At 53.7% G+C, this 23046-nt stretch carries 20 protein-coding genes; 8 read left to right on the forward strand and 12 right to left on the reverse strand.

All coding sequences use genetic code 11. The features are described from left to right. Positions 1 to 47 precede the first annotated feature (47 nt). From JF44_RS0118575 to JF44_RS0118620, 10 genes are all read right to left on the reverse strand, one after another. Positions 48 to 1832, reverse strand: coding sequence for an acyl-CoA dehydrogenase C-terminal domain-containing protein (locus JF44_RS0118575; RefSeq protein WP_033070403.1), 1785 nt, complete (start codon positions 1830 to 1832; stop codon positions 48 to 50). 21 nt (positions 1833 to 1853) lie between these two features. Then, positions 1854 to 4190, reverse strand: a complete 2337-nt coding sequence (locus JF44_RS0118580; RefSeq protein ID WP_033070404.1) for a 3-hydroxyacyl-CoA dehydrogenase/enoyl-CoA hydratase family protein — start codon at positions 4188 to 4190, stop codon at positions 1854 to 1856. Beyond that, positions 4190 to 5326 (reverse strand): thiolase family protein, encoded by a 1137-nt coding sequence (locus tag JF44_RS0118585; RefSeq protein ID WP_033070405.1) that lies wholly within the window; start codon positions 5324 to 5326, stop codon positions 4190 to 4192. Before JF44_RS0118585 ends, JF44_RS0118580 begins: the two co-directional genes overlap by 1 nt. Before the next feature lie 44 nt (positions 5327 to 5370). Beyond that, on the reverse strand, positions 5371 to 5775 hold the full coding sequence (locus tag JF44_RS0118590; protein WP_033070406.1) for a MerR family transcriptional regulator: 405 nt from the start codon (positions 5773 to 5775) through the stop codon (positions 5371 to 5373). A 104-nt stretch (positions 5776 to 5879) separates the two neighbouring features. Then, positions 5880 to 7571 (reverse strand): long-chain-fatty-acid--CoA ligase, encoded by a 1692-nt coding sequence (locus JF44_RS0118595; RefSeq protein WP_033070700.1) that lies wholly within the window; start codon positions 7569 to 7571, stop codon positions 5880 to 5882. Between the two features lie 97 nt (positions 7572 to 7668). Then, a complete protein-coding gene (locus JF44_RS0118600; RefSeq protein WP_033070407.1) occupies positions 7669 to 8976 on the reverse strand; it encodes an OmpP1/FadL family transporter in 1308 nt (435 codons plus the stop codon). 54 nt (positions 8977 to 9030) lie between these two features. Continuing rightward, positions 9031 to 9699, reverse strand: coding sequence for a DUF6134 family protein (locus tag JF44_RS0118605; protein ID WP_033070408.1), 669 nt, complete (start codon positions 9697 to 9699; stop codon positions 9031 to 9033). A 33-nt stretch (positions 9700 to 9732) separates the two neighbouring features. Next, complete coding sequence (locus tag JF44_RS0118610; protein ID WP_033070409.1) at positions 9733 to 10029, reverse strand: SCP2 sterol-binding domain-containing protein; 297 nt, start codon at positions 10027 to 10029, stop codon at positions 9733 to 9735. Between the two features lie 233 nt (positions 10030 to 10262). Beyond that, positions 10263 to 10853 carry an RT0821/Lpp0805 family surface protein gene (locus tag JF44_RS0118615; RefSeq protein ID WP_033070410.1) on the reverse strand — a complete coding sequence of 197 codons (591 nt, stop codon included), beginning with the start codon at positions 10851 to 10853 and terminating at the stop codon, positions 10263 to 10265. Then, on the reverse strand, positions 10850 to 11083 hold the full coding sequence (locus tag JF44_RS0118620) for a hypothetical protein (RefSeq protein ID WP_033070411.1): 234 nt from the start codon (positions 11081 to 11083) through the stop codon (positions 10850 to 10852). The genes JF44_RS0118615 and JF44_RS0118620 overlap by 4 nt, the downstream gene beginning before the upstream one ends. A gap of 446 nt (positions 11084 to 11529) precedes the next feature. On the opposite strand from JF44_RS0118620, the gene JF44_RS0118625 reads away from it, so the two are divergent. Together JF44_RS0118625 and JF44_RS0118630 are read left to right on the forward strand one after the other, a co-directional pair. Further along, the gene (locus JF44_RS0118625) at positions 11530 to 12162 is read left to right on the forward strand and encodes a LysE family translocator (RefSeq protein WP_033070412.1); all 633 of its coding nucleotides are present in this window, start codon (positions 11530 to 11532) and stop codon (positions 12160 to 12162) included. A 119-nt stretch (positions 12163 to 12281) separates the two neighbouring features. Continuing rightward, positions 12282 to 13523, forward strand: a complete 1242-nt coding sequence (locus JF44_RS0118630) for a CynX/NimT family MFS transporter (protein WP_033070413.1) — start codon at positions 12282 to 12284, stop codon at positions 13521 to 13523. A gap of 58 nt (positions 13524 to 13581) precedes the next feature. On the opposite strand, the gene JF44_RS0118635 is transcribed toward JF44_RS0118630, so the two are convergent. Beyond that, positions 13582 to 15336 carry a methyl-accepting chemotaxis protein gene (locus JF44_RS0118635; RefSeq protein WP_081944502.1) on the reverse strand — a complete coding sequence of 585 codons (1755 nt, stop codon included), beginning with the start codon at positions 15334 to 15336 and terminating at the stop codon, positions 13582 to 13584. A gap of 383 nt (positions 15337 to 15719) precedes the next feature. Here JF44_RS0118635 and hemP point away from each other — a divergent pair, with 383 nt between their 5' ends. The 6 genes from hemP (at position 15720) to JF44_RS0118660 (ending at position 21959) form a co-directional block, all read left to right on the forward strand. Beyond that, positions 15720 to 15887, forward strand: coding sequence for a hemin uptake protein HemP (hemP, locus tag JF44_RS20660; RefSeq protein WP_081944503.1), 168 nt, complete (start codon positions 15720 to 15722; stop codon positions 15885 to 15887). A 117-nt stretch (positions 15888 to 16004) separates the two neighbouring features. Next, on the forward strand, positions 16005 to 18059 hold the full coding sequence (locus JF44_RS0118640) for a TonB-dependent hemoglobin/transferrin/lactoferrin family receptor (protein ID WP_033070414.1): 2055 nt from the start codon (positions 16005 to 16007) through the stop codon (positions 18057 to 18059). Between the two features lie 62 nt (positions 18060 to 18121). Then, positions 18122 to 19195 (forward strand): hemin-degrading factor, encoded by a 1074-nt coding sequence (locus JF44_RS0118645; protein WP_033070415.1) that lies wholly within the window; start codon positions 18122 to 18124, stop codon positions 19193 to 19195. Positions 19196 to 19198: 3 nt separating this feature from the next. Beyond that, positions 19199 to 20056: a heme/hemin ABC transporter substrate-binding protein gene (locus JF44_RS0118650; protein ID WP_033070416.1), complete on the forward strand. Its 858-nt coding sequence runs from the start codon at positions 19199 to 19201 to the stop codon at positions 20054 to 20056. Beyond that, positions 20053 to 21138: a FecCD family ABC transporter permease gene (locus JF44_RS0118655; RefSeq protein WP_081944504.1), complete on the forward strand. Its 1086-nt coding sequence runs from the start codon at positions 20053 to 20055 to the stop codon at positions 21136 to 21138. Before JF44_RS0118650 ends, JF44_RS0118655 begins: the two co-directional genes overlap by 4 nt. After that, the gene (locus JF44_RS0118660) at positions 21135 to 21959 is read left to right on the forward strand and encodes a heme ABC transporter ATP-binding protein (protein ID WP_052066044.1); all 825 of its coding nucleotides are present in this window, start codon (positions 21135 to 21137) and stop codon (positions 21957 to 21959) included. The genes JF44_RS0118655 and JF44_RS0118660 overlap by 4 nt, the downstream gene beginning before the upstream one ends. A gap of 6 nt (positions 21960 to 21965) precedes the next feature. Here JF44_RS0118660 and gcvA read toward each other — a convergent pair whose 3' ends face one another. Further along, on the reverse strand, positions 21966 to 22898 hold the full coding sequence (gcvA, locus tag JF44_RS0118665; protein WP_033070417.1) for a transcriptional regulator GcvA: 933 nt from the start codon (positions 22896 to 22898) through the stop codon (positions 21966 to 21968). Between the last annotated feature and the right edge of the window lie 148 nt (positions 22899 to 23046).

Here is a 23046-nt window from a genome sequence, read left to right on the forward strand (position 1 = left end):
TCCGTTCCATGAGGTCCGGTAATGCTGAATGCGGCCCACAGCCATGATCAGAACAGCTCCTCGTCAAGGGCCATCATGGTCGATGACCCTGACATGATCTGACTGAACAGGGCACCGGATTGCGGCAAGATACGTTCCATATAGAACTTGGCCGTAATCAGCTTGCCCTTATAGAAGCCGTCGTTGTCATCGTCCTGTTTTGCAAGGGCGATTTCCGCCATGCGGGCCCACATGAAACCAACGGCAACCAGACCAAACAGACGCAGGAATTCGCTTGCGGCGGCCCCGGCTTCGTCAGGGTTTTTCATCCCGCGCTGAGCGAGTTCACCGGTTGCCTGTTGCAAGCGCATGAAGGCCTTTGCCAACGGTTGGACATATTCGCCAAGTTCGCCGTTGGAAACATTGGCCTCGATATATTCCTGAACCGGGTGGAAGAACCGGCGAAGGTAACGGCCGGCCTTGGTCGGCATTTTACGCCCGACAAGGTCAAGGGCCTGAATGCCGTTTGTGCCTTCGTAAATCTGGGCAATGCGGGCATCACGGACATATTGTTCCATGCCCCATTCGCGGATATAGCCATGCCCGCCAAAGACCTGAACACCAAGGTTGGTATTGTCAAAGCCCCAGTCGGTGAACAGCGCCTTGACGATGGGCGTCATCAGCTGGACGAATTCGTCGGCCTCTTCGCGTTTGACCGGGTCTTCGTGATGCTTGGCGGTATCAAGCGCACGTGCGACCCACATGCCCATTGCGCGGCACCCTTCATTGGTCGCCTTGGCGGTCAAAAGCATACGCCGCACATCAGGATGAACGATGATGGAATCAGCAGGCTGGTTCGGCGATTTTGCCCCCGTAAGGGCACGGCCCTGCAGGCGATCCTTGGCATAGGCACGTGCGCCTTGATAGGCCGCCTCGCCAAGCCCAAGACCCTGAATGCCGACCGACAAACGTTCCTGGTTCATCATGGTAAACATCGCGGGCATGCCCTGATGGGGGTCGCCCACCAGATAGCCAACTGCACCATCGAAGTTCATCACACAGGTCGAAGATGCCTTGATGCCCATCTTGTGTTCGATGGAACCGCATTTGACCGCATTGCGATCCCCAAGTGATCCGTCATCCCCGACCATGAATTTCGGCACAAGGAACAGGGAAATGCCCTTGGTGCCCGAAGGTGCATCGGGCAGTTTTGCCAGAACCAGATGGATGATGTTTTCCGTCAGGTCATGTTCCCCGGCCGAGATGAAAATCTTGGTGCCGGAAATCGCATAGGACCCGTCACCCAGCGGTTCTGCCCTGGATTTGATGATGCCAAGATCGGTGCCGCAATGCGGTTCGGTCAGACACATGGTCCCCGACCAGGTGCCTTCGACCATCTTGGGCAAGAATTTGTCTTTGAGTTCATCGGATGCGTGACTGTGAAGCGCGGCGTAAGCGCCAAATGACAGACCCGGATACATGCCAAACGACAGGTTGGTTGAGCAAATCATTTCCTCGACCAGTGCATTGATCGATTTCGGGGCGCCCTGACCACCATATTTCGGATCGCAGGCAATGCCCGTCCAGCCACCTTCGGCAAAGGTTTTATAGGCTTCCTTGAAACCTTTCGGGGTGGTGACCACACCGTCGTCCCAGGTACAACCTTCTTCGTCACCCGATCTGTTGATCGGATAGAGAACCTCTTCACAGACCTTGGCGGCTTCTTCGAGAACCGCATCAACCACATCCGGGGTGAAATCCTCGCAACCGGGCATCTGATTGATATCGTTGTAATCAAACAGCTCGGTCAGGACGAAGCGCATGTCGCGCAAGGGTGCTTTATATTCAGCCATTTTCTGTTTCCTCCTGGACCGTTAGTTGCGCAACGGCTTGCCGGTTAGCAGCATGTGTTCAACACGGGCCATGGTGCCTTCATTACGGACCAGCCGCATGAAGCCTTCGCGTTCCAATTCAAGAATGTCGTCTTCGGACAGTTCCTCGGTCACGTCGGTATCGCCCCCGGCCAGAACCTTGGCCAGTTCACCGGCAACCACACGGTCGTAATCGGTGGCCTTGCCAAGACGGTGGAACCCATCGACCGCCATTTCAAAGGCAACCCGTGCGGCTTCGCCCGGCAGGCGATAGGTGAATTCTTCGGGTGCTTCGTAACCATCAACCATCGATAGTGCCCGTTCCTTGGCATCGGCCAGCAAACGGTTGCGGTTCATGGTGATGCCGTCACTCTCGCGGAAGAACAGGTTTTCCTTGGCTTCCATCGCGGATTTGGCAACCGTTGCGACCGAGATGATCTCGAACGCCTTGGCACTTGGGGCCATCGGACCTTTGACGAATTTGGAATTTTCCGCCCAGCGACGTATCATTTCCTTACACCCGCCCCAGGCCGGGATCAGACCGACACCGGGTTCGACAAGCCCGATATAGGTTTCCCCATGCGCCTGAACCGCATCGCAATGAAGCAGAACTTCACACCCGCCTCCAAGGGCCAGGCCACTGGGGGCACCCACCACCGGGAACGGCGAATATTTCAGGGCCTTGTAGGTTTCCTGACCGGTTTCAACCAGATTTTCGATTTCCGGCCATGCGGCGATATTGGCAGCAAACAGTGCGAGGCCAAGGTTTGCCCCGGCCGAGAAATTGCTGCCTTCGTTATAGATGACCATTGCCTTGAACTGCTTTTTGACAGTCCGAATGGATGTCTTGATCGCGCCTAGAACATCCGAATCAAGGGCGTTCATCTTGGTATGGATTTCAAGGCAGGCAACGCCATCGCCGATATCCCAAAGCGATGCAGCACGGTTGCCGGCCACCCGTTCGGATTTGCGTTTGATGTCTTCAAGCAGGATGACGCCATCCGGGCGCGTGACTTTGGTATATGCACCATCAAAGCCAAGATAATAAAGATCACCATCCTCGACCTTGTAGAACGATTTGCCAGCCGCCTTTTTCAACAAGGCCGGGACTTCAACACCGTCCTCTTCCAGCATTGAAATCAGGGCATCAACACCGATGGCATCGATCAGTTCAAACGGCCCGGTTTTCCACGCATAGCCCAGCTTCATCGCATCATCGACATCGACGATGGAATTGGCCGCAGCCTCGGCAATGAAGGCAGCATAGGCAAGGGTCTTGCCCATAACAGCACGGCCATATTGGCCCCCCTTGTCAGAGGCTTCCATCATCTTGCGCGGGTCTTTGCCAGCGGCCCGGACACTGCTTAGGCGGGCTTTCTCGGATTTGGCAAATTCACCGGTTTGCAGATCAACCGATTCCTTGACCTTCTGGCCGCCATTGCGGTTCAGGCGGTAAAAACCACCCTTGCCCTTACGCCCGGTATAACCATCGGCAATCAGTTTGCTAACCAACTCGCTTTCACGGTAGATCGCGTGGAACGGATCGGATTTATCCAGAAGCCCCGCCATGCTCGATTGCACATGGGGCATCAGATCAAGACCGACCAGATCCATCAGGCCAAACACCCCGGTTTTGGGAATACCAAACGGGCGGCCAATGACACTGTCGGCTTCTTCGACTGTCAGGTTGCGGTCCATGGCCTCAACCATGGCGGCCTGAATCCAGTAAACACCCAGACGGTTGGCGATAAAGCCCGGTTCGTCATGGCAGGTGACACAGGTCTTGCCCAGTTTGCGATCGGCAAAGTCGGCAACCATGTCAATCACGCCATCACGGGTAACACCCGATCCAACCAGCTCCAGCAGGCGCATATAGCGCGGCGGGTTGAAGAAGTGGGTGATGATGAAGTCCTGTGCGAAGCTTTCATCCATCCCGTAAATCAGGGTGGCGAGCGGAATGGTTGATGTGTTTGACGACACCACCGATCCCTTGGCACGGACCGCATCAATCTTGCGATAGAGATCCTGCTTGATATCAAGGCGTTCGATGACAGCCTCGATCACCCATTCACAATTGGCGATTTTATCAAGGTCATCCTCGATATTGCCGCATGTGATCAGCTTGGCGACCCGTTTGGACATAAAGGGTGCCGGGTCGGTTTTCAGCATTTTGGCAACCGCGCCCTCAGCCACCGCATTGCGGTTTTTGGCCCCGTCGGGAACGATATCAAGCAACAGGACAGGCGTCCCTGAGTTGGCGATATGGGCAGCAATCCCGGCCCCCATAACACCAGCGCCAATAACGGCGACCTGTTTGATGTCTTTGGCTACCTTGGGCATTACATCGCCTCCAGAATGGTCGCGATTCCCTGACCCCCGCCAATGCATTGCGAGGCCAACGCATATTTGCCGCCATCACGTTTAAGGATGCTTGCAGCCTTGCCGACAATGCGTGCGCCTGTCGCCCCAAGCGGATGTCCAAGGGCAAGCGCACCGCCATCAATATTGACCTTGGCCCCATCCAGACCAAGGTCGGAAATGCTTGCCATGGCTTGGGATGAGAAGGCTTCGTTAAGTTCGGTGACATCGATATCGCCCGCACTCAGCCCGGCACGCGAAAGCGCCTTTTTCGAGGCGCCAACCGGACCGATGCCCATGATTTCCGGAAGGCATCCATCAACCGCAACCGATTTGATCCGCGCAATCGGGGTCAGCCCGTTTTTGGCGGCATATTCTTCGGAACAGACCAGAACCGCCGATGCGCCATCGGTCAGCGGCGAAGATGTACCCGCAGTGACAATACCGTCGGCCCTGAAGGCCGGTTTAAGGTCTGCAAGGCTTTCAGCGGTAGTTTCAGCACGAATGCAACCATCTTCGGAAACAACGCCGTCTTTGGTCTGGATCGGGATAATTTCATCGGTGAATTTGCCAGCTGCCTGTGCGCTCGCGGCACGTTTGTGGCTTTCAACCGCAAAGGATTCCTGGTCGGAACGGCTGAGTTTGTATTTTGCGGCAACGTTTTCTGCCGTGTCGCCCATGCCCATATATGCTTCGGGCATGGTTTTATATAGTTCCGGATTGGGCAGCGGGTTAAAGCCCATCATTGGCACCCGGGTCATGCTTTCGACACCTGCACAGATGAAAACATCCCCGGCCCCAATGGCAATTGCGCCAGCAGCCTGATGAATTGACTGCATTGATGATCCGCAGAAACGGTTGACCGTCACACCACCGACAGAGCGCGGAAGGTCAGCAAGAAAAGTGATCAGGCGGGCAACGTTGAAGCCCTGTTCACCTTCGGGAAAGGCGCAGCCAAGGATAAGGTCCTCGATGGCTTTGGGATCAATACCGGTCTTTTCGACCAGACCTTTGACGACCTGTGCCGCAAGGTCGTCAGGACGGACCTTGGCAAGGGCCCCTTTGCGGGCCGGGGTAAAGGGGGACCGGACATACCCGGCAATTACGGCGTTGGTCATGGCTTTGTCTTCCTTCCTGAGCTGTCCTCTAATCCGGAAGCGTTTTACGCGACCGAATCGATTCCTTTTTCTTCAAGCGCATCAACCGATTGCTGTTCGATATCGCGCAGTTCGTCCAAAGTGACGTCCAGTGCCTGGCGTTGTTCTTCCAGGTCCGAAATCCGTTCCCGAACGCGATCGAGCAGCATTTTGATCTGCTCTGTCTGGGTGGGGTCCGCCCCATAAAGATCGAGATAATCTGCGATCTCTTTCAGGCTGAATCCCAGTCGCTTGCCCCGCAAAATAAGGAGCAGTTTGGCGCGATCCTGTCGGGTATAGACCCGGGTGGTACCAGCACGCTGCGGGTTCAAAAGCCCCTTTTGCTCGTAAAAGCGGATGGTGCGTGGCGTGATGCCAAGATCGTCGGCCAGTTCGGGAACGGTATAAAACCGTTCGTCAGTTTTGGTCATTGTTCGCCCTCAATCGTATCTATTTTTCAGTATACGTCAATTAGTTTACGTTAACGTCACATAGATTTTTTTGGTGTGTGTGATGTGACGTTAACGCACTGTAGTCAGGCAGTATTTTTTTCACGCTTTTTGCGTTCTTCTTCGACCAGTTCCTTTTTGGACAATTTGCCAACCATGGTTTTGGGAAGTTCTTCGCGAATTTCGATTTCGCGCGGCATTTCGATTCGTGAAATCTTGTCGTCAAGAAACGCCCGCAGATCTTCGGCGGTGACGTCTGTCACGCCATCCTTTAAGCGGACAAATGCCTTGGGGGCCTGACCGCGATATTGATCGGGAACACCGATGCAGGTGACTTCGGCAATCTGTTCGTGCAGATAAAGTGCTTCTTCGATCGCGCGGGGATACACATTATAACCGCTGCACAGAATGACGTCTTTCAGGCGATCAACAAGGAAGGTGTAGCCTTCTTCATCCTGAAACCCGACGTCGCCAGTCTTGAGCCATCCATCAACGAATGTTTCTTTTGTTGCCGCCTCATTTTGCCAATATCCCGGCATCACTTGCGGGCCGCGAATGCAGACTTCGCCCTTTTCGCCAAGGGCAACCGTTTGTTCGGGGCGTTCGAGTGACCTGATTTCAATTTCGGTGCCGGGCATTGGCCGACCAATCGAGCCTTCTTTGTTGACGCCCTTGACCGGGTTACAAGTGCAGACCGGGCTGGCTTCGGAAAGACCATAGCCTTCAACCACTTTGGATCCCGTGATTTCTTCAAAGCGGTGTTTGACTTCGACTGGCAGCGGCGCACCGCCAGAAATACAGCAGCGAACGTTCGACAGATCGTATTTCAACGTTTCCGGCGAATTGTTGATCGCTGTATAGATCGTCGGCACACCGGGGAAGATGGTTGCCTTTTTCTTATCAAGCGCCTTGATCAGGGAAGCCAGCTCAAAGCGGGGTTGCAACACCAGTTCTGCCCCCATGTTGATCGATGTGTTCAGTGCCACGGTCATCGCAAAGACATGGAAGAACGGCAGAACACACAGGGTGACTTCATGGCCCGGATTGGCGTCAGGCATCCATCGGGTCAGTTGATCGACATTGGCGCTAAGATTGGCATGTGTCAGCATTGCCCCCTTGGGACGCCCGGTTGTGCCGCCGGTATATTGCAGAACAGCCAGATCATTGACGTCCACATTGCTTGCCGTATCAATCGGTTTGCAGTCCAGAACGCGTGAATAGGGGATGTGGCGCAGATCGGTCGGGACGTCGGCCAGTTCACTGCGTTTAAACAGCGAAAACAGAACGCTTTTGACCGGTGGCAGGATGCTGCTCATTTCGCAAACAACAATGCGTTTCAGGCAAGTTTCATCCAGACAGGCCGCGACCTTTGGATAGATCTGTTTAAGGTTAAGCGTCACCATCAGGCGACAGCCGGAATCCTCGATCTGATAGGCGATCTCGCGCTTGGCATAAAGCGGGTTGAAATTCACCACCACGCCACCGCATTTCAGAATCGCGTAATAGCAAACCACATAATAGGGTGTGTTGGGCAGGCAAAGACCGACCTTGTCGCCCTTGCGTATGCCAAGCTGTTTGAAACCTTCAGCAGCACGGTCAATTTGTGCACCAATGGTTTTATAGTCGTAAATCCGCCCCATGAAATCCAGGCATGGTCGCAACGGAAAACGTGCGGCAGCATTATCGAAAATCTCGTGGACCGGACGCGTTTTCACAGGCGAGCTGATATCAACGCCGTCTCGCAGGGTCGGGGATTCTTGAACGTTTACTTTGTTCACTTGCGTTAACTCCATTACGTTAACGTCACTTTACGGGCAAAAAAAAGCGGCCCGGTGGGGATGGCTTCTGCCACCCCGCACCGAACATTATAGCAGATCAGAACTTGAATTTCGCCTGCAGTGCTAGGATATCCACGCTCGCTTCGTAATCGGCAGAAAAGTTGCCGAGGTTTGTGCTTCCGTGGTCGACACGTGCTTCATCGGCAAAGATGTGAGTATAGCCGAAGGTAACATCTACCCATTCTTTGACCTTGTAAGAAGCGCCTAGCGAAGCCCAATAACGGTTGGAGTCAGGCAGTCGCACGTTACGATTGCGGGTTTTGATCGGGGTCTCATCGTATGCTACACCGCCTGTAAACGACAAATTATCATCGTAGGCATAGCGTGCACCCAAAGCGCCAAACCATGAGCTGCCCCAATTATAAGCTTCAATGGTTGAGGCAGAGGCGGCGCCAACGGCGCTATTGGTCTCCCCGTCATAAAGGAACCGCAATGTGCCGATTGAGTTCCAGTTCGTCCACTGGGCGTCGGCCATCACTGTCCACTGATTGTTCAGATTATGTGAGATGCCAAATGCGATTGCTTCAGGCGTGGCAACTTTGGCTGTTGCATTGCGGTCAACGTAGTTAATTGCTTCTGCAGCGGTATCGAAGTCGATTTTTCCGTCGAGGTTATGTTTGACTTGCGAGTTGTATGAAAGGCCAAGATGAGTACCTTCAACCACTTCCCAGTTCAGGCCAGCTGTCCAACCAAAATCAATCGCGTCACCACTTATCTCCGCATTGCCCTCGGCTTTTGGAGCACCAACGCGCGGTACAGCTTTGCTCAGAGATGCCTCAAGTTGTTGAATTTGTGGTCCAACACCGATGCTAAGGCCGTTATCAAATCGATAAGCGACTACAGGTTTGATATTAATAGTCTTAATTTTGGATGTTGTGCCAAAGAAGCGGCCGGCAAAGTCGGAATCATTGTCTGTCACAAGTCCCCACGGCGAGGTTATAGATACTCCCAAGTTGACTTGTTCGTTGAGTTTCCAAACAGCGTGAGCATTTGGAACTGCAGCATCTTGGGCCATGTCTTTATAACCGCCACCGGTTTGTTCAATTGTGGTTAGGTTCCCATCACTAGCAACAATATTCGTTGCTTTTGCGACCGGACGAATAATCGTTACACCGGCGCTATAGGTCGTTTCATCATACTGACCAACTGTGCCCGGGTTGTAGGACATTGTTGAGGCATCAGTTGAAAGCGTCGCCATACCGGCAAAGCTTGACCCTTGCAGCGTGCCACTGGTTTCACGAACCTGAAAGCCCGACGCTTGTGCGGTGCTGACGCTGGCCAGTGCACACAAAAGTGCCGTACCCGAAGCTGCTCCCCACAAGCAGCCTTTCTTGAACTTTGACATTTGTTTCTCCCTTAATCTTGAAACGCTTCAAATCATTGATTTAAAACGCCCGCTTTATTCCTGAAGGGCAATCGCATCGACCCGGATAAAGTCGATGTCGTAACCCTTTCTTTTGAAACTTGTTTTAAGCAATTTTCCGTCCGTGCCGTACCAAAGGTCACGTTCGACATCGCCTGACATTTGGTAATGGACCGCCGGTGTTTCCCGGCTTTCGACCATTACGGTTTCTTCGCCGACCTTGCGTGTTGTCACGCTATAAGGTTCGGCATTGATGACGCTAAAGAGATTTGTTTTGGCGGTGACGCCTTCATGCCACAGGGTCAGTGGCCAGGCATTGTCACAGCCATCGCGTTTCCCGACACCCTTTCCGGCAAGTGCGTAGCAATCGTCTTCGAAGCTTGCCTGATAGGTGTAGTGTGTGCCGTCATCATTGGTGGTGGTATCCACGGCAATCAGCGTGTCACCCTGCCATTGTTCGGTGCGCTGATGGTCATAGTGAAATTGCAAAAACAGCACGCGAACGTCTGTCAGGGTTTCTACCCTGACGTTATGACCTGTTGCTGTTGGTGTGATTTCAACTGTCTCATAGCCGATTGGTTCCCCGTCCTTGAGGACACGGAAATTCAGCATTTCAGACCCAAAAGCCAACGAGACCGTGGCAGCTTGGATTAGAAACCCAGCAATCAGTACCGATATGGCGCGGTTTGCAACGCGATTGCGCATTTTCCCCTCGTAGAACAGATCATTCTGATGGTCTCAGTCGAGCATGGAGGACAATTTTGCCGCCACGCCCATGGAACCCTTGATTTTCAGTTTGCCCATTGTGAAGGCAAGCATCGGGTCAAGTTTTCCGGCGATCAGTTTTTCGAGGTTGGCTTTCTTGATTTTAAGAATGCAATCCGCATCGGACAGATCATCATCGCTGATTTCCGGTTCATCCCCGGTGGCATCGACAACAATATGTCCATCGTCGCCGCAATCAAATGCGACAACAGCATTCAGGCCGCGCAATTGCGGTAGTTTTTCTTTTACGGTTTCGAGGATGTTATCCACGAACGCCTCCCTCAATCAGCAGGTATTCTTGTTATGGTTATGACCCGACTGTAATACAATGTGACGTTAACGTAAAACAAATAACGAATACGAAAAATGACATACTATTAAGACATTGAATTAAAATGAGTTCAACCTATCGAACGCCAGCAAAACGGCATAAAAAAAGCCCGGCAACACCGAGCTTTTTGTGAGAGATATCTCAAATTCAGATGACAACAGTGAATGCCTGCCTATGAAACAAGTTGCCATGACCCGTCTGCCCGACGGCAAGCTGTGCCATAGGTTTTTTGCAGTTTTCCGCCAATGTTGGCTGTTGCGCTATACTCGCGGCAATATCGGCCTTGTGCATTTTGCCAGCTATCCGTCGGAACAACATTATAGCTGCGGCCCGAATCCGGGTTTTGCCAACGAACAGATTGGCCATCAGGAACCCGATCAAGGGCATAGCCCGTGCAGGCCTGATCACTTTGATCAAGAGACTGGCCAAAGGCGTAGCCCCCAAGCATCCCGAGAATCGCACCACCAATCATTGCCGCATCCCGGCCATCCCCTTTTCCGACGGTCGAGCCGAGTAACGCACCTGTGCCACCGCCAAGAATCGCGCCAACAACGTCGCGATTACACCGAAGGAAATCGCCGTTGGAGACAAACACTTCATTGCTGCGGGTGCGATTTTTGTGTCTGTTTCCCTTATGGTCTTGCTTGGCGCGATACCCGTGGGCTGGCGCCCATGACGGTGGTTCGGCGGTCGCTGATGTCGGAAGGCCGACTGGCAGGGCAAAGTTCATTGCCACGGCTGCGAGGATGAATCTTTTCATCATTCGCGGGCCTTCTCGTTCTCATGCATGATGTAGCCGGCACCGGTACCAACAGCACCACCAATCACCGCACCACAGGTCACGCAGCCGCCGGTGATCACGGTGCCAACAGCACCGACACCCGCGCCAATCGCGCCACCGCTCAGCATTTTCTGATTTCGGTCGTTCAGTCCGCTACAAGCCGAAAGTCCCAATGCGCTTGCAACCGCCAGGATCATGGCTGTCTGTCGCATCTCTCGTGTCCTTTCCATTGTTTTTGGGCACAGGTCGCTGGTTGCCTGTGTCTGGATCAAAAGGTTGAATGACGAATAGGTGCGCGGTTTGGCCGTATTGGGGGTAATTTCGGGCAGATATGACGAAAAAAGGGCACAAACACCCCAGTGAGGTGGCCTTTAAGCTCTTTTTCCCGGGGAAAGAGCCAAGTTTTGCGACGAGTTTAGCCCCAAATATGCTGCTGCAATCAATCATTGCTACCAACCGATCCGGGGTGAAGACAGTGGCATTATAACCCGCAAAAACATTTTAAAACCGTGGCTTGGGAGATTATTCAGTGGTGTCGCATCGGGGCGCCTTGCGCGCATATCGCGTCACGTCATTTCCGTTGAAACGGTTCGGGCAAGCAGATAGCTTGGGACCCAATCAATACAGGTTTGAACCTGTGCCACCATAAGGAAACGTCATGAGCTTTGCTGCCTGGTTGTCGGTTGCAACCATTTGCATGCTTGGTGCGATGACGCCAGGCCCCAGTCTGGCAGTCGTGCTGCGCTATTCTGTCGGGCAATCGCGCCAAGCCGGTTTTGCCTGTGCGCTGGCCCATGGTCTTGGGATCGGTTTTTACGCCGTGATCACCATGACCGGCCTTGGTATCCTGTTTCAAACGGTGCCGACATTTCACAATGCGGTCAGCATTCTTGGCGCGCTTTATCTGATCTGGCTTGCGATCAAGGCCTGGCGCGCTGCGGCATCTGGTGCAAAGTTTGATGCCAGTGGCGCGGGCAAGGTTTCCGGTTCCGTTTTACAGGCAGCACGCGACGGGTTCATGATCGCGTTTCTCAATCCCAAGATTGCACTGTTCTTTCTGGCGCTGTTTAGTCAATTTGTTTCGCCCGAATTCGAATGGTCGGGCAAATTCTTGTTGGCCTTCACCGCTGCGGTGATTGATGCACTATGGTATTGCCTTGTTGCCATTGGTTTGTCGCACGGGGCGGTACTGCCCTGGTTGCGGGAACATTCCGCGTGGATTGAACGCTGTGTTGCCATCCTGTTTGTTTTGATCGCCCTGCGTGTCCTGTGGGGATTGGTTGCGATATAACGGATCGCGGCCCTGAACTTTTCGTGCCTTAGTCAATATTTTCTTCGCGCCACCATCGCGAAATAACACGGATCATCCTGGGTCTTTCCTATCCAGTCTGATTCAGACGGAGCCATCCGATGACTGACAATTCTGCGCCAAAAGCGCATTCGCCCCAATCTACTTCCCCCCAAGAAGCCGGTCGCGGTTTTAACCGCCTAGGCGCGCATATCGGATTTTTGCTGGCAATCTTGCTGTTGGCGGCAAACATGCGCGGCAGCATTGTCGGGCTTGGCCCGCTGGCCGAGATCATTGGCACTGATCTGTCGCTTTCGGGCACTCAGCTTGGATTGCTAACGACATTGCCGGTGTTGAGCTTTGGGGTTTTGTCGATTTTTGCACCGCGTCTGGGCCAGAAGTTTGGGCTTGAGGCAACCTTGCTGGTGATGTTGCTGTTTATCGCTGTCGGGCAGGGGCTCCGTGCCAGTGGGGCCTATGACATCATGGTGGTTGGCACGATCATTCTCGGCGCAGCCATTGCTATTTTGAATGTTCTGACACCATCGCTGGTGCGGCGCAGTTTTCCGACCCATGTGGCACTGGTGACCGCCCTTTACACCTTTACCATGTCCAGCGGGGCAACGATTGCAGCCTTCGTTTCCATTCCGATCCGGAATGCCGCAGATGGTGACTGGCGCTGGTCATTGGGGGTTTGGGCCGTGTTTGCGGCAATAGCCTTTGTGTGTTGGTTGCCGATGCTGCGTTATCGCCACAGGGGTGTCGCGCCTGCGCCGGTTACCAAAATATCCTTGTGGAAAAATGTTGAAGCCTGGTGGCTGGCGCTGTTTTTCGGCTGTCAGTCATTGATGTTCTATACCGGCACCGCATGGGTTGCCAAAGTCTTCATTGACCATGGTATCAGCGAGGCCGAAGCAGCAACTCTTCTGACCCTTTTTAATGTGTTTGGTATTCCGGCAGCCTTTGGCGCACCGCTGATTTATTCAAAAATCGCCAACAAGAAACTGGCAATGCTGGTGCTGCATGTGCCGTTGATTATCGCCATTCCGGGCTTTGTCTTTGCCACAACCGAACTGCCGTATGTTTGGGCCGTGTGCATGGGACTTGGGCAGGGCAGCATGATTAGTATTGCCCTGACACTGGTGGGGATGCGCGGCGCTGATCCGCAAACATCGGCCCGCCTGTCAGGTATGGCGCAATCGGTTGGCTATCTGTTTGCCGCCATTGGGCCGGTGCTGTTTGGCGCGCTTCATGACCTGTTGGGCGACTGGCAGGTTGCGCTTTACTTCCTGTTTGCAGTGGTTGTGGTGCAACTCGTTGCCGCGATGCGGGCCGGGTCAGCAGAAAAGATCGGCACCGTATAGCGTTCGCCAATTGCATTTGACCCACCAGTTGCCCGCGCCACACCCTTAGGCGATTACGTCAGGTGCGGGCTTCTTCGGCAAGTTGTTTGAGGGCTGCCAAAAGATCGATGGTTGCCTTTTCCATATCGGCGAAGGCGGCTTCGGCACCGGGCATATCATTGTTTGCATAGGCTGCAAGGGCCTTGTGGCCTGCGGTATGTTGGTCTTGGTGCGGTGTGTGGACGGCACCAAAACCCGGCAGATTTCGGAACGGTGCGCTTGCATCGCTGTCATACCATTTGCCAAACCGGCAGGCGTTCGCCGCGCCCATCTCTATTGTTGACGCATCGGTTAAACCTGCAAGAACTTCGGCTACGGATTTGAAATAGACTGCATGTTCTGCGCGCGCACTTCGGATCGTGCGATTGGGAATGTCATAGCGGACCAATTCGGAAACCTGCTGATCTATCAATGCTTCAACCTCGGTCACTGTGCCGATTGCTGATTTGATTGCGTTGACCTGACCACTGGTTTGATCGGCAATGCCGGTGATGCCCTCGCGCACGGCATCGGTTGCGCGGTTTTGCTCATCAAGGATGTTGGAAATGTCGGCAATGCGCTGGGTGGTGTCTTCCATCTTGTTGCCGATTGTACCAATTTCACGGGCCACTTCCCCCATCACTTCCTGTCCGCGTGAAACGGCATCGGTTCCGGAATTCATGGCATCGACAATGCCCTGTGTTTCGCTCTGAAGATTGGCGATACGGGATCGGATTTCCTCGGTTGCGCGGGCGGTTTGCTGACTGAGTGCCTTGACCTCGTTGGCGACTACGGCAAAACCTTTGCCTGCGTCCCCGGCACGAGCAGCCTCAATAGTGGCGTTTAGCGCCAAAAGATTGGTTTCCGAGGCAATGGCTTCGATCGATTCAACAATTTCGCCGATTTTCTCCGATGCGTCGGCCAAAATATCGACCCGTTTTGACGCATCGCTTACAGCATTGGCGATCTCATCCATGCTGTTAACAGCGCCATTGACGGTTTCCTGCCCGGTGCGGGTAACATTAATCGCGTCTTCGGCATTATCAGCGGCCACACGACCGTTTTCGGCAATGTGACTGATGCCTGATACCATCTGGTCGACGGCTGCCGAGATCGACTGTGCCTTGCGATCGACGTCCTCGATCACATTCATCATCCGGGCGTTGGAAATCGCACTTTCATTGATCGCAACCGACAGGTCCATGGTGCGATCAAGTTGCTGATCAGCAAATGCATTCTCGGATGCAGTGTGACGTTTGTCCGCACTGGCATCGCAATAGGCGGTCAGTGTCAATTCGATATCAAGCAGCATGACAGATGTCAGGGCCGTGACGATCTTGGCAGCTTCACCTGCGCGCCAGCGGAACTTTACGATGATGGTTTCAATCAGTGCATCTGTCACCGCGTTATAAGTCGCAATGTACAGTTTGGGCGTGATGCCCAATTCTTCGTGTTTTTGACCAATGGCGCGCGATTGATGAACAAAATCTTCGTCAATCTTGCCATCAAACAGTTTTTGCCAGTGCTGATGCAGGGCGGCTGTCAGTGCATCCAGCGTATCGCCGGGAATGGGCGGTTGATCGGCATCGGGATTTTGGGAAATGATCTGATAAAAGGTGCTGGCACGGTTGGCAGCCCCATCATGGATGTCTTTTGAAGCCTTGCGCAGAAGGCCAAAAGTAGCGGGCAGGACGCCGTAGCGCTCCAACCGATCTTCAAGTAACGACACAGCCTGACTTTCCTTTTCCCAGAACCTGACACGGGTGTCAGGCAACTCCCGAATATGCGTATTCACAGTTATTTTTCTATTTGGGGATTATGTACCGTCATTTGGCAAAAATCCGAATACGGGAACTTTAGGGTTGTGTGTTTCAATCGGCAATAAAATTCCCAGCCCTCAAGAATAGTATTTGATCGTCATCAGTCATTTAGCGTGAAATCCGGTGCATGCGATTCACGGTCAGGGCCCAACCCGTTCGTACTTAGAATCACCTTTGTTTTGAGGCACTGGCGTCACGTCATAACTGACGTAAAGCAACATGCGCGAGACATCATAAACAGCGGGTGATCGGGTCTTTCAGGAATATTTCCGGAAACTCTGCGCTTGACTTGCATTCTTAACAAAACTATAGGAATGCAAATCATTATTAATAACAATCATCCAGCAAGGAGTTTGCGATGCATGACATCGCACCAAAGCCGGACTCGTCGGGGAAGTTCGATCCGGTCAAACAGATACATTTGCAGGATCTGATGGGGAATGACCGCGAAGTCATCATTATTCATCAAGGGGAAGAATATCGACTGCGTCTGACCTCAAACAACAAACTGATCCTGACCAAATAGGGCGTTTGAACGCCTGTCTCACAAATCAATCCGTTGCCAGCCAGCGCGCCAGTGCCCTGCACAAGCCAGCCAGCCAGCCGAAATCGGTCAAAAAAGCTGCCTTACAGGGGAATCATTATGGTTCGAAACACTTCTGTGCGCCTTCTTCTGGCGACAGTTTCCACACTCGCGCTTGGTGCTGCGGCACATGCCCAGGATACGTCATCACAACCGGAAAGCGGTATCGAAGCCGCCGAAACTTCCGAAACAAACGTGCTTGAAACGGCTGCTGTTCTTGATGCCATCACGGTGACAGCAAGCAAAGTCGAAACCTCGGTCATTGATGCGCCGGCCTCTATTTCCATTGTCGATGATGAAGAGCTGGATCGTTATCAGCCTGAGAACCTTGGGGATATTTTACGCGGCCTTCCGGGTGTCGATACATCTGGTGGTCCGCGCAGCACAGCCCAGGTGCCAACCATTCGTGGTTTGACGGACGACCGTGTGGTGATTCGTGTTGATGGTGCCCGTGCAAACTTCAACTCTGGTCATAAGGGCGGTCTGTTTCTCGATCCGGAAGTTCTCAAACAGGTTGAAGTATTTCGCGGGCCGGCATCGACCATGCAGGGTACGGGGGCACTTGGCGGTGTGCTGGTGCTTGAAACAGTTACGGCTGAAGACATGCTCGAAGATGGTGCGCGCGTCGGTGCGCGGGTCAAAAGCGGTTATGCATCAGTTGACAGCGCTTTGACATTGAACTCTATGGCCTATGCCAAGCCGACGGATGGATCGGATGTTCTGGTATCGCTGTCACATAAAAACAGCGGTAACTATGAAACCGGCGATGGCCTGAAAGAAGAATACACTGACGACAACTACATCAATGGCCTGTTCAAGGGGTCGGTTGATGTTGGTGATACCGGTAATATTCATCTGTCCCTGCAGCGTTATGCTGACCACCACATCCTGCCCACCTCGCCTGATAGTGCGATCGGTTCGACGACAGTGATCGTAAAGCGTAAAACCAGACAAACCACCGGTGTGCTTGGTTTTGACTACTATTCCGACAGTTCCGATCTGATTGATGCCAATGTCAATGTCTATGGCATGAACACGAACCTGCGTGAAAGTCGGCTTAGTGCGGCGCGTTTCGATGAACGTGATCTTCTGACGTTGGGTGTGGACGGTAGCAATACCGCCCATTTTGCGCTCGGCGAAAGTGATCTTGCCGTTACTTTTGGCGGTGAAGTTTTCAAAGACAGTCAGGAAGGACGTCGTGACGGGGCGCCGACCCCGGGGTTGTATCCGGATGCCGATATGCTGATCTCGGGCTTTTATATCGACAATCAGTTTGATGTTACCGATGCGCTTCAACTGACGGCAGGTGTTCGTTATGACAGTTTTGATCTGTCATCAAGCGGTGGGCAAAACCGCACAGACGAGGCGCTGTCGCCGCGGTTCTCTGCAAGTTACCGCGTGACATCCTGGATGCAACCGTATGTCAGCTATGCCGAAGCGTTCAACGCGCCGTCACTGACCCAACTTTACAATGACGGCATTCATTTTGGCGCCAACAACTTCGTGCCGAACCCCAACCTTGACGCGGAAAAAGCCAAGACATGGGAATTTGGTACGAACTTCAAGGCTGATCAGCTCTTTACCAACCGCGATAGTCTGCGGGCGAAAGTCGCGATCTTCCAAAACGAAATCACTGATTACATCGAACAAAGTGTCACCGGTGGTTTCTCTGGAACCACGACCAGCAGCAATCTGCCAGAAGCCGAAATCAAGGGTTTTGAGGCGGACATCAATTACGACACAGGTGTGGTCTTTGCCGGGGTGGCGGGGTCGATCCTGCGTGGTGAAAATAGCGAAACCGGCGAAAACCTGTCGAACATTCAGGGCGATAAACTGAGCCTGTCGGGCGGATATCGTCTGATGGATTACGGTCTTGAACTGGGCGGGCGTGCCACCATGGTTGCCGGTCAGGACCGGGTTCCCGACGATACGGCAAAGCGCGGTGGCTATAACCGGATTGATCTGTTCGCCCGTTGGGATGCAGACGAATATGTCGAAGGTCTTGATGTCAACTTTGGCATCGACAATCTGCTCGACCAGACCTACCGCACCAGCGATGCGATCATCTATGAGCCGGGTCGCAATTTCAAAATTTCCGCAAGCATGAAATTCTAATGTCACGGGATCAGACGATGCAGCACCTGCATCGTCTGATCTTACAGGAGGTATAAAACGCCATGAATGAAAACAATTTCAAAAATGCCACTGAAGCATGGATCGCCTTTGCCGCAGGCAATGCCAAAGGATATGCCGTTGATATCGCCGCCGAACTGTCCCTGACCGAAGGGGAACTGGTTGCGGCGGGGATCGGAACCAATGTGGTGCGCCTTGATGCCGACTGGAATGATTTTATTCCCCGTCTGGAAGAACTGGGCCAGGTTAAGATCCTGACGCGCAATCCAAGTGTCGTGCATGAAAAAATCGGTACTTTCGGCAAGGTCAGCATCAATGGCGAAATGGGTCTGGTGTTAAACCACGATGTTGACTTGCGTCTGTTCCTTGGTCGTTGGGGGCATTGTTTTGCGGTTGAAACCCACAATCCACATGCAGGCCGTCGTCGTAGTTTCCAGATCTTTGATCATGACGGTCGGGCCATACACAAAATTTTCCTGACCGATCAATCCGATGAAGCTGGTTATGACCGTTTGATCAATGATTTCCGTGCCGATAACCAGTCACCGGGGATTGAGGTGTTGCCGCCACTGCCAAAGGCCGTCACCGTTGCCGATGATCAGGTCGACGTTGAAAGTCTGCGTGCGCATTGGCGCCGAATGACAGATGTGCATCAATACCACGGCTTGCTGAAGGACTTTAACGTCACCCGCCAGCAGGGCATGCGCCTTGCCGGGCCGGAATTTGCCGAGCGACTTGATATTGATGCGCTGAAAATTCTTCTGGGAAAAGCATCCCAACGCGATATTTCCATCATGGTGTTTGTCGGCAACAGCGGCGCCATCCAGATTCATACCGGACCCATCGAAACCATTCGTGAAATGGGTAACTGGATCAACATCATGGATCCCACTTTCACGCTGCATTTACGTATGGATCAGATTGCCGAAGCATGGATTGTACGTAAACCGATCCGTGAAGGTGTTGTTACCACGGTTGAGCTTTATGACGCTGATCTGAACAATTTTGCGATCTTCTGCGGAGAACGCAAACGCAAGGATCCGGAAAACCCCGACTGGCAGAAGCTGGCAGAAAGCTTGCCGCGTCTTGGGGCCGCAGTACAAGCGGTTGCGGAGTAACACATGCGCTATTTTATTGGGTTTGTCTTTGCAGTTATCGGTTTTATCGGGTTGTGCATGCCCGCCTTTGCCGATGGGTATCCCAAGCGTGTTGTGACGGTCGGTGCACCGGCGACCGAGATCGTCTTTGCGCTTGGTGCAGGGCACAACGTGATTGCGACCGATACAACCAGCACCCGGCCCGAACCGGTGCCCTCGCTGCCAAAGGTTGGCTATATGCGAAATCTGGCATCCGAAGGCATCATCAGCCTGAAACCGGACCTGATCATTGCTGTGGAAAAATCCGGGCCGGATGTTGTGTTAAAGGAACTTGCGGACCTTGGCATTCCGATTGTTACGCTGCCATCCCTTGCAAGGATGGCAAATTTGCCCGATGCGATTGCACTTGTTGGTGAGGCCCTGGGGCGGACCAAAGAGGCTGATGCACTTGCACAAAAGGTCCGTGATGACATTGCCCGATTGGGGACATTGGCCGAGGCCGGCAGTCCGAGCATCATCTTTTTGATGGCGGTTGGTCATGGCAGGCCGCTTTCGGCCGGAAGCCATACAACGGCAGCCGAGATCATCGAGCTGATCGGTGGGAGGAACCCGATGGCAACCTTTGACGGGTTCAAGCCGGTTTCACCGGAAATCATCGCGGCGGATCAGTCCGATTACGTTTTGGTATCTCAGTCGACCGTTGATCATTATGGCGGGTTGGAAGGCCTGAAAACTGACCCGATACTGGGGTTGAACAAGGCCGTGGCCAAGGGCAAGGTCCTGACGGTTTCGTCTTCCACTATCCTTGGATTCGGGCCGCAATCGGCGTCTGAAATCCGTGATGTGGCGGCCTCCCTTCATCAGCAAGAACAAGGTAAGTGAAGACCGTGAAGCAGGTGGCAACATCGCTTCGGCAATTTGGGCAGATCAATCGTCGTGTTTGGTCTCTTGTCCTTTTGCTGCTGGTACTGGTTTTGGTGACCGTGATGTCGCTGGGGACGGGGGGTGCACATATTGCTTTGGGGGATGTTATTGTGCATATCGCCCAGCGCATCGGTCTTTCCGGAAGCGGGATTGATGCCTTTGACGGGCGCATTCTTGATACCTTGCGCCTGCCGCGGATCCTTCGGGCAATCGTGATTGGCGGTGGGCTTGGCCTTGCCGGGGCGGTGATGCAAAGCCTGTTTCGCAATCCGATTGCCGATCCGGGCATCATCGGCGTATCGGCCAGTGCTGCATTTGGTGCTGTGGCGATGATTGTTTCAGGCCACATCATTCTGGGTAGTTTTTATCCGACAATCGGGCCATATGGTGTTCCGGTGGCGGCTTTTGCCGGTGCTGTAATTGCAACGGCGTTCATTCGCATATTATCGCGTCAGGATGGCCAAACCGATGCTGCCATCATGTTGTTGATCGGGGTGGCGATCAATGCGATGGCCTTTGCCGGTGTTGGTGTCTTTACCTATATGGCCGATGATGCCCAGTTACGCAGTCTGACATTCTGGCAGATGGGGGCCCTGGCAGGAAATGGGCCGACTGATACCCCGGCCCTGATCATTATGGTGCTAGGCATTGCCTATCTCATGAGTTTGGGATCGCCGCTTAACCTGTTTTTGCTGGGGGAGGCCGAAGCACGCCATCTTGGTGTTGAAGTTGAACACCTCAAGCGTCGGGCAACGGTTGCCACAGCACTGGTGGTCGGGGCGGCTGTGGCGGTGTCGGGGATCATTGGTTTTGTCGGACTTGTGGCCCCGCATCTGGTGCGGTTGGTGACCGGGCCGGATAATCGTTATGTACTGCCAGCTTCGGCAATTTGCGGGGCGATCATGCTGACCGGGGCTGATGCCGTGGCGCGGATCATTGTTCTTCCGGCAGAACTGCCGATTGGTCTGGTGACCGGGATTATTGGCGGGCCGTTTTTCCTTGGATTGTTGATGCGCGAAAAGAAAAGGCGTCGGCTATGAGTTTGGTCGCAAACAAGGCGGGCTTTGTCGTCCGCGGGCGGCATTTGCTTCGTGATGTGACGGTTGCTGTCAAACCGGGTGAAGTGCTTGCCGTTTTGGGCCCAAACGGTGCCGGGAAATCAACCCTTCTTCGGGTGATGGCCGGGGAATATCAGGCGACATCAGGTACCATTCATCAGAATGGGCAGGATGTTTCGCAAGTGGCGGCTTTGGCGTTGGCGCAAACACGTGCCGTCATGCCGCAGGCCGCATCAATGACCTTTCCGTTTGCTGTCCGCGATGTGGTTGCGCTGGGACGTGCGCCATTTCGCAGAAATTCGACACGGCAGTTTGATCAGAAACTGGTCGACCATGCGATCAGGCTGGCCGATATCGACCATCTCGCAGATCGTGCCTATCCCGCGCTTTCAGGCGGGGAAAAGCAGCGCGTCCATCTTGCCCGTGCTTTGGTTCAGGTTTGGGGGATGAACAATCCGGAAACGACGGGCCGTTTGGATCATGAGCGGGATGGCAAGGAGCGTTTTCTGCTGCTTGATGAGCCGACAGCGGGGCTGGATGTTTCCCATCAGCACGCATTGCTTGCCGTCGCCCGGCGCGAGGCACATCAAAACAATGTCGGGGTGATGATGATCCTGCATGATTTCAATCAGGTCACGGCCTATGCCGATCGCGTGGCGGTTCTGTCTGCGGGCGAAATCGTTGCCCAAGGCCCGGTATCAGACATTATGGAGCCGGGGTTGCTGTCATCAGTATTCAAAAGCCCGATCCGTGCCATTGATGACCCTGCGGGTGGTTTTGTGCTGGTCAGTCACGGTGGTTGATGCCGGTTAGTCTGGCGTGGGTGACGGGGTGGTGCGGTCTTCCTGTTCGGTTCGGCATGTCGTGATCAGCCAGTCGCGAAAGGCACGGACGGCAAAGTTGTTTTCCTTTTCCTTGGGATACACCACGTAATAGGCGTGCTGATTGGGAATGGAAACATCAAACGGTGCGACCAAACGCCCGCTTTCAAGTTCTTCACGCACCAGAAATTCCGGCAAAAGTGCCAGCCCAAGCCCAGCCACAGCAGCCTGAATCACCATGTGGAAATGTTCAAACCGGGGCCCGGCCAATTCATCCACCACGGCAACACCGGTTGCCGCCAGCCAGTCCTGCCAGGCGCGTGGGCGGGTGGAATGCTGCAAAAGGGTGCAGTTGCGTACCCGTTCACGGGCAATCGGCAGATCGTCATTTTCCTTCAGCAGCTTGGGCGCACAAACCGCAATCAGGGTTTCCCCCATCAAACGGTGCGTCACACAGCCCGGCAGGTTGTCTTCGCCAAAGTGAATGGCAATATCGATGCCTTCGCGGTCGAAATTAAATTCACGCGTCTGGGTAATAAGATTTAGCTGAATGTCAGGCCAGGTCGCCTTGAAATCGCCAAGGCGCGGGACAAGCCAGCGTGCACCAAATGTCGGTAAGGTCCCGACATTAAGCATCCCGCCCGCATCGGAATAGGCCATCACCTGAAGTGTTGCGGCCTCCGCCCGATCCAGAAGATCTCGTACCTGTGCGGCATAGGCTTCACCGGCGGCGGTTAGTTTCAGGCGCTTTTTTACGCGGCGAAACAGATCGCGACCCAGATATTCTTCAAGCGACCTGATCTGACGGCTGATCGCGCTTTGCGTGACATTAAGTTCCTCTGCCGCGCGGGTGAAAGACAAGTGACGTGCTGAGCTTTCAAAAAACTGTAGAGCAGTCAGGGACGGCAAGACGCGACGCATGAAAAATCCAGTTCATAACAAAACGGAATGATGTGGTGCGAATATATCGTTTGTTTGCTTTTCATCCAAGGCATAGGATTTTAACTGGTTCCAGTCCCATCGTGCCACCGCACAAACAGCTTGGGCCGAAAACCAACCGCGTTGGCAT

Origin of the sequence: Thalassospira australica (assembly GCF_000763295.1) — a bacterium.
GTDB lineage: Bacteria > Pseudomonadota > Alphaproteobacteria > Rhodospirillales > Thalassospiraceae > Thalassospira > Thalassospira australica.